14 protein-coding genes are annotated in these 13,335 nt (G+C 63.5%); 8 read left to right on the top strand and 6 right to left on the bottom strand.

What is annotated here, in order from left to right; all coding sequences use genetic code 11:
- The first annotated feature begins 39 nt into the window (after positions 1-39).
- Positions 40-798, top strand: coding sequence for a tRNA isopentenyl-2-thiomethyl-A-37 hydroxylase MiaE (gene miaE, locus C2U37_RS18600; protein WP_042016277.1), 759 nt, complete (start codon positions 40-42; stop codon positions 796-798).
- Between the two features lie 138 nt (positions 799-936).
- Here miaE and C2U37_RS18605 read toward each other — a convergent pair whose 3' ends face one another.
- The 6 genes from C2U37_RS18605 to pspF all read right to left on the bottom strand — a co-directional run bounded on the left by C2U37_RS18605 (position 937) and on the right by pspF (position 7,665).
- The gene (locus tag C2U37_RS18605) at positions 937-1,722 is read right to left on the bottom strand and encodes a peptide ABC transporter ATP-binding protein (RefSeq protein ID WP_039039015.1); all 786 of its coding nucleotides are present in this window, start codon (positions 1,720-1,722) and stop codon (positions 937-939) included.
- 82 nt (positions 1,723-1,804) lie between these two features.
- Positions 1,805-2,803 carry a peptide ABC transporter ATP-binding protein gene (locus C2U37_RS18610; protein ID WP_010674529.1) on the bottom strand — a complete coding sequence of 333 codons (999 nt, stop codon included), beginning with the start codon at positions 2,801-2,803 and terminating at the stop codon, positions 1,805-1,807.
- Positions 2,804-2,882: 79 nt separating this feature from the next.
- The gene (locus C2U37_RS18615) at positions 2,883-3,776 is read right to left on the bottom strand and encodes an ABC transporter permease subunit (protein ID WP_010674530.1); all 894 of its coding nucleotides are present in this window, start codon (positions 3,774-3,776) and stop codon (positions 2,883-2,885) included.
- Positions 3,777-3,865: 89 nt separating this feature from the next.
- A complete protein-coding gene (locus C2U37_RS18620; protein ID WP_010674531.1) occupies positions 3,866-4,825 on the bottom strand; it encodes an ABC transporter permease in 960 nt (319 codons plus the stop codon).
- A 61-nt stretch (positions 4,826-4,886) separates the two neighbouring features.
- Positions 4,887-6,482, bottom strand: a complete 1,596-nt coding sequence (gene sapA / locus C2U37_RS18625; RefSeq protein WP_010674532.1) for an ABC transporter substrate-binding protein SapA — start codon at positions 6,480-6,482, stop codon at positions 4,887-4,889.
- A 136-nt stretch (positions 6,483-6,618) separates the two neighbouring features.
- Positions 6,619-7,665 carry a phage shock protein operon transcriptional activator gene (pspF, locus tag C2U37_RS18630; protein WP_052815253.1) on the bottom strand — a complete coding sequence of 349 codons (1,047 nt, stop codon included), beginning with the start codon at positions 7,663-7,665 and terminating at the stop codon, positions 6,619-6,621.
- Positions 7,666-7,861: 196 nt separating this feature from the next.
- Between pspF and pspA the strand changes: the two genes are divergently transcribed.
- The 7 genes from pspA (at position 7,862) to C2U37_RS18665 (ending at position 13,206) form a co-directional block, all read left to right on the top strand.
- On the top strand, positions 7,862-8,533 hold the full coding sequence (pspA, locus tag C2U37_RS18635; RefSeq protein ID WP_053288494.1) for a phage shock protein PspA: 672 nt from the start codon (positions 7,862-7,864) through the stop codon (positions 8,531-8,533).
- Between the two features lie 12 nt (positions 8,534-8,545).
- A complete protein-coding gene (gene pspB / locus C2U37_RS18640) occupies positions 8,546-8,782 on the top strand; it encodes an envelope stress response membrane protein PspB (protein ID WP_052815255.1) in 237 nt (78 codons plus the stop codon).
- A gap of 106 nt (positions 8,783-8,888) precedes the next feature.
- Positions 8,889-9,293: an envelope stress response membrane protein PspC gene (gene pspC / locus C2U37_RS18645; RefSeq protein ID WP_052815256.1), complete on the top strand. Its 405-nt coding sequence runs from the start codon at positions 8,889-8,891 to the stop codon at positions 9,291-9,293.
- Positions 9,294-9,365: 72 nt separating this feature from the next.
- A complete protein-coding gene (locus tag C2U37_RS18650) occupies positions 9,366-10,772 on the top strand; it encodes a YcjX family protein (protein WP_053288493.1) in 1,407 nt (468 codons plus the stop codon).
- Positions 10,773-10,821: 49 nt separating this feature from the next.
- Positions 10,822-11,865, top strand: coding sequence for a YcjF family protein (locus C2U37_RS18655; protein ID WP_052815258.1), 1,044 nt, complete (start codon positions 10,822-10,824; stop codon positions 11,863-11,865).
- Positions 11,866-12,031: 166 nt separating this feature from the next.
- Complete coding sequence (gene phhA, locus C2U37_RS18660) at positions 12,032-12,826, top strand: phenylalanine 4-monooxygenase (protein WP_104452884.1); 795 nt, start codon at positions 12,032-12,034, stop codon at positions 12,824-12,826.
- A gap of 41 nt (positions 12,827-12,867) precedes the next feature.
- Positions 12,868-13,206 (top strand): 4a-hydroxytetrahydrobiopterin dehydratase, encoded by a 339-nt coding sequence (locus C2U37_RS18665; protein ID WP_010674539.1) that lies wholly within the window; start codon positions 12,868-12,870, stop codon positions 13,204-13,206.
- Positions 13,207-13,335 lie beyond the last annotated feature (129 nt).

The raw sequence follows: 13,335 nt of genomic DNA on the forward strand, positions 1-13,335 counted from the left end.
GCCAGGCGCCGCGTGTCGTATCAACAGATGAGAGTTCAGATGGATGACCTGTTAGCCCCCGTTCGTCAGTTCCTGCATTGCGAGACCCCGGATGAGTGGGTGGAAATGGCGCGGGATCCCGCCCAGTTGCCGACCCTGCTTATCGATCACGCCAACTGCGAGAACAAGGCGGCACTCACCGCCCACAGCCTGGTGCGCCGCTACTGCCTGCCCAAGGAGAAGCGTCACCTGCTGCCCAAGCTGACCTTCTACCGGGAGCTCGATGCCTTGCCGGAGAAGGCGGAGATCCTCGGCAAGCGCACCATGGGCGAATCAGACAGGAGCGTGTTTGCCGAGCTGGAGCGCAATCCCCTGCTGTTCCCCATGGTGCGCCTCATCCAGGAGGAGTTGCACCACTTCGAGCAGGTGCTGGAGATCATGGCCGCACGGGGCATCCCCTATGGTCCCGTCACCGCCTCCCGCTATGCCCGCAGCCTGCTGACCCATGTGCGCACCTACGAGCCGGCCGCCGTGGTGGACAAGATGATCATCGGTGCCTATATCGAAGCGCGATCCTGCGAGCGTTTTGCCAGGTTGGCCCCTCATCTGGACGAGGAGCTGGGCCGCTTCTATGTCTCCCTGCTGCGCTCGGAGGCGCGTCACTATCAGGACTACCTGGCCCTGGCACAGACGTTCGCAGACGAAGACATCAGCGAGCGAGTGGCCTTCTTCGGTCGCCTGGAGGCCGAGCTCATCTGTTCGCCGGATCCGCAATTCCGGTTCCATAGCGGACTGCCTGTCAGATCTGACAGTTGTTGAGGTGACGGGGGCTGCCTACCATTCCCCTGTTCCTACTACGAGCGACGCAATCACTTTTTGAGCGCAATCCCCCGGCGACTGATGAGACATCAGGCCGGGTTTTTTTATGTCTGGCGCAAGGGGAAACGCGCCGCGGGATCAGCGGCGGTATTCGTTGTTGTAGTTCTGAATGAGGCGGCGGGTGACATCGTGCTGGGGGTCGGCGAAGACCCGCAAGGTCTTGCCGCGCTCCACCACACGCCCTTCGTGCATCACCAGCACCTCGTCGCTGATGTGGCTCACGATCCCCAGATCGTTGGCCACCAGCACATAGCTCAGCCCCATGGTCTCCTGCATCTCCAGCAGCAGGTTGATGATCTGGGAGCGTACCGAAATATCCAGGGTCGAGAGCGCCTCGTCCGCCACCACTATCTTGGGATTGAGGATGAGCGCCCGTGCCAGCCCCACCCGCTGCTGCTGGCCGGCGGAGAGCATCTGGGGATAGAAGAGGGCGTGGTCGGGCAGCATGCCCACCATGCGCAGGGTCTGGATCACCTTCTCCCGGCGCTCCTCCTCGCTCAGGGCTGTGTTGAGGCGAAGGGGGGTCTCCAGGATCTGGCCGACCCGGATTTTCCGGTTAAGGGAGGTGTTGGGGTCCTGGAAGATCATCCGCAGCAGCTTGCAGCGGGTCTGGTAATCGCCGTGGACCATGGGTTGCCCCTCGATGGCGATCTCCCCGCCACTCGGTTCAATCATGCCCGCCAGAATGCGGGCCAGGGTGCTCTTGCCCGAGCCCGCCTCCCCGACGATGGCCAGGGTCTGGCCCACCTCGAGATCGAACGAGAGGGGCTTTATCGCCTCCACCGCGCGGCGCCTGAACAGGCCGGTGCGGTTCTGGTAGGTCTTGCACAGGCCCCTGACCTGCAGCAGGGAAGGTTCGGTCACGACGTGGTCTCCTTGGGTGCGCTCGCCGGATAGAGGGGCTGACGGGGCGGGCAGGTGCCCCGGATCAGGGTCTGGTGCCGGTTCATTTCTTCGGTTCTTCCATGTTGAGCGGGAAGTGGCAACTGAACTGATGCCCCTTGACCTTGCTCATCAGCGGTGTCTGCACGCACTGCTTCTGGGCGTAGGGGCAGCGTGGGCCGAGGCGGCAGCCGATGGGCAGATGCTGCAGCGGCGGTATCACCCCAGGCAGGGTCTCGAGCCGGGACTTGTGGCGCACCAGCTTGTCAAAGTCCGGGATGGACTTGAGCAGGGCATCCGTATAGGGGTGGTGAGGGGATTCCAGGATCTGGTCCCGGGTCCCCACTTCCACCATCTGGCCGCAATACATGATGTTGAGGGTGTCGGTCAGGTTCGCGATGGCGGCGATGTCGTTGCTGATGATGAGGATGGTGGTATTGCCCAGCTTGTTCATCTTGTCCAGCAACCGCAGGATCTGGGAGTGGGTGGTGGACTCCATGGCGCTGGTGGGCTCGTCCGCCACCAGCAGGCGCGGCTGGTTGGCGATGGCCATGGCGATCATCACCTTCTGGCACATGCCGTCTGACAGCTCGTGGGGATAGGCCCGCATGACCTTGCGGTGATCCTTGACCCCGACCCGGTGCAGCAGGGCGATGGCCCGCTTCTTGCGCCACTGGAAGCGCTGCCAGAACTTGCCGGTGAAGGCACTGGTGGGGATGGCCTCTTCGAGCTGGGTGCCTATCTCCTCCGAGGGGTCGAGGCAGCTGATGGGATCCTGGAAGATCATCGCTATCTCCCGCCCCATGATGCGGCGCCGTTCCTTGGGCGCCATGGTCAGCAGGTCCATGTCGTTGAAGCGCATCCGGTCGGCGCGCACCGTCCAGTTGTCCTTCTGGATGCCAACGATCACCTTGGCCACCAGGCTCTTGCCCGAGCCGGATTCCCCCACCAGCCCGCGGATCTCCCCCTCGTTCAGGGTCAGGCTGACTCTGTCCACCGCCTTGACCTTGCCCTGGGGGGTGTCGATTTCGATGGTGAGGTTGCGTATATCGAGCAGGGGCATCAGCAATGTCTCCCGTTCAGGGCGCAGCCGGGTCGCTCAGGGCGTCCGGGGGCGGGGATAGATAACAAGGCTGGCAACATCAGTCGTTCCCCTCTTTGAGTGCTTCGCGAATGCCTTCGCCCACCAGGTTGGTCACCAGCACGCTGAACAGGATGGCCATCCCGGGCAGGGTCACCGTCCAGGGGGCCAGATAGATAAGATCGCTCGAATCGGCCAGCATGGCACCCCACTCCGGCTGGGGAGACTGGGCCCCGAGACCGAGGAAGCCTACCGCAGAGATGTCCAGGATGGCGGCGGAGAGGGTGCGGGTGGTCTGGGTCACCAGGGTCTCGACGATGTTCGGCAAGATGGCCAGACGCATGATCCGCTGGGGCGGAGAGCCGTCGAGGCGGCTTGCGATGATGTACTCCTTCTGCATCTCGGCGTGGACCGCGTTGTAGGTCGCCCGGATGAAAGGCGGTATCAACGCGAGCGTGATGGCGATCAGGGTGTTGAACAGACCCGGCCCCAGGATGGCCACGACGATGATGGCCAGCAGCAGGGACGGGATGGAGAGCAGGGTATCGAGCAGGTGATGGAGCACGCTCGACTTCACCCCTTTGCTCATGCCGCCGAGGATGCCGATGGCCGAGCCGATGACCAGCGCGATGAGCACCACCAGCAGGGCGTTGCCGAAGGTGAGCCTGGCCCCGGCCACCAGACGGGAGAGGATGTCGCGCCCCAGATCGTCGGTCCCCAGGAAGTAATCGATGTTGCCGCTGTTGGCCCAGGAGGGGGCGAGCAGCAGGTGGTTGCTGTGCTGATCGTCGATGCCGTAGGGGATCACCAGGGGGCCGATGAGGGTCACCAGCAGCAGCAGCCCGAAGCACCAGAGCCCCGCCATGGCCAGCGGGTTGCGTCGGTAAGAGGCCCAGGTCTGCTCCAGGGGGGAGAGGATCTTGAGCTCCGGATAGATGTTCGATTTATCGTGCATGATGCAGGCTCCCGTGCTGGTCGCAAGGGAATGGGCACGCCTGTGCGCCGGTGGCCCATGGGCCACCGTGGCTCATCCACAGACCGCAATCAATCTTGTCTTGCATAGAGTTCTTTACGCCGTGCCGGATACATGATGGTGGTCAGCAGATCGGTGCTGACGCTGATGAAGATGACGAAGCTCGCCACCACCAGGAAGGCGCCGCGGATGGCGGCATAGTCCTGCAGCGCGATACTGCTCACCAGCCAGCGGCCGATGCCGGGCCAGTCGAACACCACCTCGGTGATCATGGCGGAGGTGAGCACACTGCCAAGTTGCAGCCCCAGCAGCGGCAACACCGGGGGCAGGGCGTTCTTGAGCCCGTGACGCCAGACGATCTGGCGGCGGGAAAGTCCGCGGCTGGCGGCAGCCTTGATGTAGTTCTGTTTCATCACGTCGATGAGGGAGCTGCGCACGTGGCGGATCACCTCGGTGGTGGGCACCACGGCCAGCACCAGGGAAGGCAGTACCAGATGGCGCAGGGCATCGTGCAGGGCCGCCTCCCGCCAGGGCTCCTGGCTCATCAACACATCGACGATGGCGATCCCGGTGATGGAGGGCACGTCGTAGAGCAGGCTGATCTGGCCGGAGGAGGGGAGCCAGCCAAGATCCAGGGAGAAGAACATCACCATCAGCAGCCCCAGCCAGAAGACCGGGATGGCATAGCCGACGAGGCCGGCGGCCATGATGGAGAGGTCCGGGCTGCGCCCCTGATAGAGGGCCGCGAGGGTGCCCAGAGGGATGCCCACCAGCAGCGAGATGGCGAAGGCGGCGAGGCAGAGGGTCAGGGTCGCCGGGAAGTAGTGACGGATCTCGTCGAGGACCGGTTGGCCGGAGACGCTGGAGAGCCCGAAATCCCCGGCGGCGATGCGCTGGAGGAAGTCAGGATAGCCGTGCCAGAAATCCAGCACCTGGGTGATGAGGCGAAACTCCAGGAGGTAGGCCCCCAGAGTCAGCACCAGGAGGGTGATCACCAGCAGGGTGATGCGGCGCAGGATATAGAAAAACATGCTTATGCCTCCTGGGGACGGTGCGCCGATGGCCCGACGATGGAGTGGTTATCTGTCATGGTCACTCCCGATGGGCCTGGTTGAAGGTGGTGCCACCAAAGGGCATCAGGGTCAGCCCCTGAATGTCGCTGCGACTCACCTGGGTTCTCAGGGCATGGGCCAGGGGAATGAGCGGCAACTGCTCGTTGAGCAGGGACTGGGCATAGTAATAGTTGCGCAGGCGGAAGGCGAGCTGCGGGGTGGTCACCGCATCGTCCAGCAGTTGATCGAAGGCGGGGCTGCACCAGCGGCTGTAGTTGTTGCCCCGCTCGACGGCGGCGCAGCTCAGCAACTGGCGGAAGAAGTTGTCCGGATCCGCGTTGTCGGCGATCCAGCCCGAGAGCAGGCTGTCATATTGTCCATGGGCGAGCCGGGTCTCGATGACCGGCCAGGCCTGCTGCACTATCTTGAGGCTCACCCCTATCTTGGCGAAATCGCTGCGCATCAGTTGCGCCGTCTTGAGGCCGTCCGGGTTGTAGGGACGGGCGCCGGGTTGCACCAGCACCTGCATCTCGAAGCCGTTGGGGTAGCCCGCGTCCTTGAGCAACTGGCGAGCGAGCTTGAGATCCGGCTTGCGCTGGGGCAGGGAGGGGTTGTAACCCCAGGAGAGGGGCGGCAGCAGGCTGGCAGCGCTCTGGCCGGTCTCGAAATAGACCGCCTGCAGCAGATTCTGCACATTGATGGCGCTGGCGAGGGCCTGGCGCACCTGCACCTTGTTGAACGGGGCCTTGCGGGTATTGAGGGCGAGGAAGGCGACGTTCATCCCCGACTGCACCGACAGATCCAGGTGGGAGTCTTTGTCGATCACCGACAGCTGGCTGGCAGAGGGAGTGCTCATCACGTCGCACTCGCCGGTCAGCAGCTTGGCAAGGCGCTTGGAGGATTTGGGCGTGATGTCGTAGATGAGCTGCTCCATTCTGGCCTCGCCGCCCCAGTAGCCGGGGTGACGCAGGTAGCGCACGAACTCGTTGTGGCGATACTCCTTGAAGCTGAAGGGGCCGGTGCCGATGGGGCGGCTGTCCAGCAGCGCCGGGGTGCCGGCCTTTAGCATCTGCTCCCCGTACTCGGCGGAGAGCACGATGGCGTAGTCGCTGGCCAGGGTGGCGAGGAAGGAGGCATCGGGGCGGTTCAGCTCGAACACCACCTCATAGGGCCCCTTCTTGTAGACCCGCTTGATGAGGTTGCCGAGCCCCAGGCTGTAAAAATAGGGGTACTCGCCGCCGGAGACGGCGTGGAAGGGGTGGTGTTCGTCCAGCAGACGCTGCCAGGTGAACAGGACGTCGTCGGCATTGAAGTGACGGGTCGGGCTGAACCAGGGGGTACGGTGGAAGGTCACTCCCTTGCGCAGGGTTAGGGTATAGGAGAGGCCGTCCTCGCTGCTTTGCCAGCGGGTGGCGAGCCCCCCTTCGATGCCGAGGGTGTTGGCATTGACCTCGAGCAGGCGATCGTAGATGGGACGGGCACTGGCATCCAGGGTCGCATCCGAATTGGCAAGCTGCGGGTTGAAGGTTCGGGGTGCCCCTTCGGCACAATAGATGAGCCCGGTTTTGGAGGCTTCATCGCGTTTCTGACAGCCGCTGACCAGAACCAGGAGACCAAGCAGCAGGGGGGTGAGCATTCTCATGTTGGAACCATGTTTTCAGACAAAGTTGCCCGCCAGGGGGCGGGCGCGTTGCGGGGGGCGACAGGGCAGGCGCTCCCGTCGGGGGTGACGTGCGCCGCGTTATCCGCGCGCACAGACCCGGTGCCAGGCATCAGCCCGCCTCCTGGTTGCCACTGTTGTCATCCCCGTCCAGCAATTGATATTTGCGCAGCATCCCCCGGAACTGGTGATAGCTCAGGGCCAGCAACTGGGCTGCTTTGCGCTGATTATACTGGGATTGCTGCATCGCTTGCTTGAGTAAATTAATCTCGTACTCCGCCACCGCCCCTTTGAGATCCAGCGGCAGGGTCGGGGTCGGGGCCGTCTCTGCCGAGGTCGGCGCGTCGGAGGAAGGGGCGGCGTCACCTCGGGCACGGGGGCGCCAGGGGGAGTCAAAGGGATTGAGCACCAGATCCGCCAGCGGCAACTGGGGGTTGCCCTGGCGATAGAGACTGCGCTCCACCACGTTCTTGAGCTCCCGCACGTTGCCCGGCCAGGGGTAATCTTGCAGCAGCTGGGTCGCCTTGCGCGAGAAGCCGGCAAAGAGCGGATACCCCAGCTCCCGGGTCATGCCGTGGGCGAAGTGCTCCGCCAGCATTAGGATGTCCTCGCGCCGCTCCCGCAGGGGGGGCAGGGTGATGACGTCGAAGGCGAGCCGGTCCAGCAGGTCGTGACGAAACCGTCCTTTCTCTGCCAGTGCAGGCAGATCCTCGTTGGTGGCGCACACCAGCCGTACATCCACCTTGAGGGGCTTGGCACCGCCCACCCGCTCGAACTCCCCGTACTCGATGACCCGCAGCAGTTTTTCCTGCACCCGGGCGCTGGTGGTGGCTAGCTCGTCGAGGAACAGGGTGCCGCCGTCGGCCCGCTCGAAGCGCCCCTGATGACGCTTGGCGGCGCCAGTGAAAGAGCCCGCCTCGTGGCCGAACAGTTCGGTTTCCAGCAGGCTCTCGCTCAAGGTGGCGCAGTTGATGGTGACAAAGCTTTGATCCCAGCGATCCGAGAGATAATGTAGGCGGTGGGCGATGAGCTCCTTGCCGGTCCCCCGCTCGCCGATGATCAGCACGGGCTTGCGCAGCGGCGCGAGGCGCGATGCCTGCTCGATGATTTCTAGAAATGCGTTGGATTCACCCAACAGACTTTCCGTGGCCGTGGTCATCCCTGCCCCTGTGAGTTGAAAAATCTGGTTAATCTTACCAAAAGTTGGTTATTTTAATCATCACTTGTTTCCCCGGGACTTGAACTGCATTCTGAGTGCCCATATAAATCAACAAGTTAAATGTTGTTCCAGATTGGCACACAAGTTGCCATTGTCAATGGAGACACAACCCGATGCCTATCACAGGAGTACAATCATGAGCATTTTTTCTCGCCTGGCCGACATCATCAATTCCAATCTGACGGCCCTGCTCGACAAGGCGGAAGATCCCCAGAAGATGGTGCGTCTGATCATCCAGGAAATGGAAGATGAACTGGTGAAGGAGCGCTCCAATCTGGCCCGCTTCCTCGCGAATCAAAAAGAGATCGGCCGTCAGGTGAGCCGCCATCAGGAGCGGGTCGCCGAGTGGCAGGGCAAGGCCGAGCTGGCCCTGACCAAGGGGCGCGAAGATCTGGCTCGTGCCGCCCTCATCGAGAAGAGCAAGCAGGCGGAGCTTGCCGACGCCCTATCTCGTGAACAGCAGGCGGTGGACAGCGGCATCGAGAAGCTGGGGGAGGAGATCCGCCAGCTGGAAGCCAAGCTGGAAGACGCCCGTGCCCGCCAGAAGGCGATGGCCATTCGCAGCGAAGCCGCCAGCAGCCGCCTCAACGTGCAAAGCCAGGTGGCCCGTGGCGACAGTCAGGCCGTGGTGAGCAAGTTCGAGCGCATGGAGCGCCGCATCGACGAGATGGAAGCCCGCGCCGATCTGGGGCTGTCCGACAAGGCGCTCGCCCAGCAGTTTGCCGAGCTGGAAGCGGACGACCAGATCAGCCGCGAGCTGGAAGCCATGCGCCAAAAGCTGGGCCAGCACAATCCGGCACAGAAATAGGGAGAGTAACAGATGGAAAATCTGCTGGGTGTATTGATGGTTCCCATGGTGGTCTTCATGGTGGTGGTGGCCCCCATCTGGCTGGTGCTGCATTACCGCGCCAAGGGACGCATTGGCGCCGGCCTTGCCGATGGTGAGCGTGAACAGCTGCAGGGCTTGCTGGTGCGTGCCGAGAAGATGCAGGAACGGGTCGGCGCCCTGGAGTCGATTCTGGATGCCGAGGTTCCTGGTTGGAGAAACAAGGTATGACGGTTTTCAATGAGAGATGTCATGACTGTGGCAAAAAGCCGGAGCGGGCCGGAACCGTATTGGCGTCGATTCTGGATGCGGAAGTCCCCGGTTGGAGGCACAAGGTATGAACACTGTCAGTCGTGAAGGGCGCAACCTGTACCGGAATCCCCAGCGGGGCAAGATTGCCGGGGTCTGTGCCGGTCTGGCAGAGTACTTCGGGGTGGAGACCTGGATCGTGCGGCTGCTGGCCATCAGTGGTCTCATCTTCGCCGGTTTCATCACCTTCACCGCCTATATTGCCGCCTGGTTCTTGCTCGACAAGAAGCCGGTCACCCTCTACTCCCAGGAAGATGCCGAGTTCGCAGAGGTGCGGATGAAGGCGCGCAGCTGGCAGGCAGGCGTCACACCTCATCAGGCCCTTGCCCGCATCGGCCAGGAGCTGGATGCACTGGAGCCCAGGGTGCAGCGCATCGAGAAGCTGGTGACCTCCAAGGAGTTCACCCTGCAACGGGAGTTCAGCAAGCTCTAATCGTGCCGGGCCGCGAGGATACTGCCTCGCGGCCGTCTCTCTGATGTGATCACAAGGAGAAGAAGACCCGCCTTGATACGCAACAAACTTGAACACTCCTGGTCTGTGCTCCAGCACAAGGCCGCTGACGCGGTGAACCGGGCCCGGGATCGCCACATCCGGCTGGCGGTCACCGGCCTCTCTCGCAGTGGCAAGACAGCGTTTATCACGGCGCTGGTCAATCAACTGGAGCACGCGGCCATCGACGGTCGTCTGCCACTCTGGGACGCCCAGCGCCAGGGACGCATCCTCGGTGCTCGCCGGGTGCCCCAGCAAAACGCCCACATTCCCACCTTTCCCTATGAACGGGGCCTCGATGCCCTGTTTGGCGATCCGCCCGCCTGGCCCGCGCCGACCCGGGGGGTGGCCGAGGTACGCCTCGAGATCCGTTATCGCACCCGCCATCCGCTGCGTCGGCACCTGGGGGAGATCTCCACCCTCTATGTGGATCTGGTGGATTATCCCGGGGAGTGGCTGCTGGATTTGCCGCTGCTGGATCTGAACTACGAGCAGTGGAGCGAGCAGGTGCGGGAGCAACTGTGCCGCCCCGAGCTGCAAGCCCTGGCGGCAGGCTGGTTGACGCCGCTCTGGCAGGCAGATCAAGCCTTCGAGGAGCGGGCCGCCAGCGAACTGGCCGCCCGCTACACCGATTATCTGCACGCCTGCAAGCAGGATCTCGGGCTTCACCTCATCCAGCCCGGGCGTTTCGTGTTGCCCGGCGAGTATGCCGGTGCGCCGCTGTTGCAATTCGTGCCCTGGGTGTGGGAGATGCCCACGCACTCCCCCGAAGACGGCACTCTCTACGCCACCTTCAAGCAGCGCTTCGAGCAGTACAAGCAGCATCTGGTACAGGGCTTCTATGAGCAGCACTTTGCAGGCTTTGATCGCCAGATCGTGCTGGTGGACTGCCTGGCGCCCCTCAATGCCGGTGCCGCGAGCTTTGGTGACATGCAGCAGGCCATCGCCCGCATCATGGAAAGCTTCGCCTACGGCAAGAGCAACTGGTGGCGCCGTCTGTTCGCCCCGCGCATCGACAAGCTGCTGTTTGTGGCGAGCAAGGCCGATCACGTCACGCCGGAGCAGCACGGGCCTCTGGTGTCGCTCCTGCAGCATCTGGTGAGCCGTGGCCGGGGTCAGGCCCGCTTCGAGGGGATAGAGACCGAATGCCTGGCGCTGGCCGCCATCAAGGCCACCGAGGTGGGCAAGGGGGTGGCAGACGGACGGGAATTTCCCGCCATTCGTGGCACTACCCTCTCGGGCGAGCCCTTGCTGCTCTTCCCGGGGGAGGTGCCTGCCCAGATCCCGCCTGCGCAGTGGTGGAAAACTCAAGGGTTTGATTTTCAGGCCTTTCGCCCGCTGCCCATGAGCGCTCATCAGGCGCTCCCCCATATCCGGCTCGATGCGGCGCTGGAATTCCTGCTCGGGGATCACCTCGAATAACGGGTGGGTGGCCCGCTGTGCTCGAGGGGCGCCCACAGGAGAGAATGCGATGAACGATCAGACAAGATGGCGCACCGATGACGCCGCTCCTCTGCAAGGCAAGGTGACGCTGGAGCCCGCGCCTTCGATGGCAAGCGAAGCGAAGCCACCCGCCCCGGCCCGGCGGTTGGAAGAGGAGAGCTTCGAGCCTCTGGACGCGCTGGACGAGCTCACCGAGGTGGAACCCGCGCTTCACGTCAGGCCTCGGCGCCGTCATCGTCTGCTGGCCTGGGGGCTGGGCGGGGTGGGGCTGCTGTCGCTTGGCCAGTTTGGCGCTTTTCTGGTGGATCAGTTTGCCGCCTCCCCCTTCTGGGGCGGCGCCTGGCTGCTCGCCTCTGGCCTGGTGGCGGTGGGCACCGCCGCGGTGGCGGGGCGCGAATGGCTGCGGCTGCGCACCTTGAAGCGGCGCCAGGATGTGCGCTCAAGAGCCGAGGATCTGCTGGCCCATCAGGGGGGCGGTCAGGGGCAGGCCTTCTGCGAGGCCCTGGCCGAGAAGAGCGGTGACAAGGGGCGGGAAGGGTATCGCACCTGGTTATCCCAGCTTGACGAGAGCCACAGCGATCGGGAAGTGCTGACCCTCTACAGCCAGCTGGTGCTCACCGAGCGGGACAAGTTGGCCCAGGCCCGCGTCGCGAAATGGTCGGGGGAGGCCGCCGTGCTGGTGGCCCTGAGTCCGCTCGCCACCGTCGACATGATGCTGATGCTCTGGCGCAACCTGCGGATGATCGAGGACATCGCCGATGTCTATGCCATCGAGCTCGGCTACTGGAGCCGCATCCGCCTCATTCGTCAGGTGTTTCGCAACATGCTCTATGCGGGGGCCACCGAGCTGGTGACCGAGGTAGGGATGGATCTGCTGGGCGCCGAGCTGACCGCCAAGCTCTCCGCCCGCGCCGCCCAAGGGGTCGGGGCCGGGTTGCTCACCGCGCGCCTCGGGATGCGTACCATGGAAGCCTGTCGTCCGCTCCCCTGGTGTGCCGACGAGAAGCCGAAAGTGGGCGAGCTGCGCAAGCGGCTGATCGGCCAGTTGGCGGGTTATCTCAACAAGTCGTGAGGTGGCTGGCACCCGACATGGATGTCACAAATTATTTACAATTGTCAAAAGCAGCCGACCCCGGGGTCGGCTGCTTTTTTGAAGGGCAAACCGTTACAGTGATCCCATGACTCAACGGCCAGTGACCGCCCGGATGGCGGCTGGCACCCGAAGGATGGGAGCATTCATGGCAAGTCTCTACACGGCCCGCCAACCGGATGGGCAGGGCCGGATCCACTACACGGACGAGGAGCACGGCACTTGGCGGATCCTGATTGCACGCCAGCTTGCGGCGCTCGATGGCAAGGCCTGCGACGAATACCAGGCCGGGTTGGCACGCCTCGACCTGCCTCTGGACCGCATCCCCCAGCTGGGCGAGATCAACGCCGCCCTGATGCCCGCCACCGGCTGGTCGGTGGCAGCGGTGCCAGCCCTCATCTCCTTTGATCACTTCTTCGCGCTGCTCGCTGATCGCCGTTTTCCCGTCGCCACCTTCATTCGCCGCCGGGACGAGCTCGACTACCTGCAAGAGCCCGACATCTTCCACGAGATCTTCGGCCACTGCGCCATGCTGACCAACCCGGCCTTTGCCCACTTCACCCACCTGTATGGTCGGCTCGGACTCCATGCGAGCAAGGAGGAGCGGGTCTATCTGGCGCGGCTCTACTGGTTCACGGTGGAGTTCGGTCTCCTGCAGGGGGAGGAGGGGCTGCGCATCTACGGCGGCGGCATTCTCTCCTCCATCGGCGAGACCGCTTATGCCCTCTCGGGCAAGCCCGAGCAGCAACCCTTCGATCTGCTGGAGATCCTGCGTACCCCCTATCGCATCGACATCATGCAGCCGACCTATTTCGTGCTGCCTCGTCTCGATACCCTCTATGGTCTGGAGGGGCAGGGGATCATGGCGGCCGTGGCCGAGGCCCGTCGTCTTGGCCTGCGTCCACCCCGCTTTGCCCCCGTTGCCGGCAAGCAGGCGAGCTGACCCGTATTCATTCCCACGATGTTTCATGAAAGGAGTCCCGAATGACTGAACTGGCGAGTCAACGATGCGAGGCGTGCCGCGCCGATGCCCCCAGGGTGAGCGATCAGGAGCTGGGGGAGCTGATGCACCTTATCCCCGACTGGCAGCCCCTGGTGGTCAACGGCGAGCTGCAACTGCGTCGTGAATTTGTGTTTCGCAACTTCAAGGAGGGGCTGGCGTTCACCAACCGCCTCGGAGAACTGGCGGAGGCGGAGTTCCATCATCCGGCGATCTTGCTTGAATGGGGCAAGGTGACCGTGAGCTGGTGGACCCACAAGATAGGCGGCTTGCATCGCAACGATTTCATCATGGCAGCCCGCACCGACGGTCTGATGAAGTAACCGCCGTCTGGCGCCAACGTAGACAGGGCCTGCCCGGTGAAAGCGGGGCAGGCCCGCATTTTTGTGGGGGAGCGCTCGCACTGGCGGGATCGAGTCTGTATTATCCCGTTATTCAGAATGTTAGCTAGG

The organism is Aeromonas sp. ASNIH1 (genome assembly GCF_002934285.1).
GTDB lineage: Bacteria > Pseudomonadota > Gammaproteobacteria > Enterobacterales > Aeromonadaceae > Aeromonas > Aeromonas caviae.

Coding starts and splice junctions, on each gene's coding strand:
- miaE (WP_042016277.1), top strand. CDS start 40: ATGGATGACCTGTTAGCCCCCGTTCGTCAGTTCCTGCATTGCGAGACC.
- C2U37_RS18610 (WP_010674529.1), bottom strand. CDS start 2,803: ATGCCCCTGCTCGATATACGCAACCTCACCATCGAAATCGACACCCCC.
- C2U37_RS18615 (WP_010674530.1), bottom strand. CDS start 3,776: ATGCACGATAAATCGAACATCTATCCGGAGCTCAAGATCCTCTCCCCC.
- C2U37_RS18620 (WP_010674531.1), bottom strand. CDS start 4,825: ATGTTTTTCTATATCCTGCGCCGCATCACCCTGCTGGTGATCACCCTC.
- sapA (WP_010674532.1), bottom strand. CDS start 6,482: ATGCTCACCCCCCTGCTGCTTGGTCTCCTGGTTCTGGTCAGCGGCTGT.
- pspF (WP_052815253.1), bottom strand. CDS start 7,665: ATGACCACGGCCACGGAAAGTCTGTTGGGTGAATCCAACGCATTTCTA.
- pspA (WP_053288494.1), top strand. CDS start 7,862: ATGAGCATTTTTTCTCGCCTGGCCGACATCATCAATTCCAATCTGACG.
- pspB (WP_052815255.1), top strand. CDS start 8,546: ATGGAAAATCTGCTGGGTGTATTGATGGTTCCCATGGTGGTCTTCATG.
- pspC (WP_052815256.1), top strand. CDS start 8,889: ATGAACACTGTCAGTCGTGAAGGGCGCAACCTGTACCGGAATCCCCAG.
- C2U37_RS18655 (WP_052815258.1), top strand. CDS start 10,822: ATGAACGATCAGACAAGATGGCGCACCGATGACGCCGCTCCTCTGCAA.
- phhA (WP_104452884.1), top strand. CDS start 12,032: ATGGCAAGTCTCTACACGGCCCGCCAACCGGATGGGCAGGGCCGGATC.
- C2U37_RS18665 (WP_010674539.1), top strand. CDS start 12,868: ATGACTGAACTGGCGAGTCAACGATGCGAGGCGTGCCGCGCCGATGCC.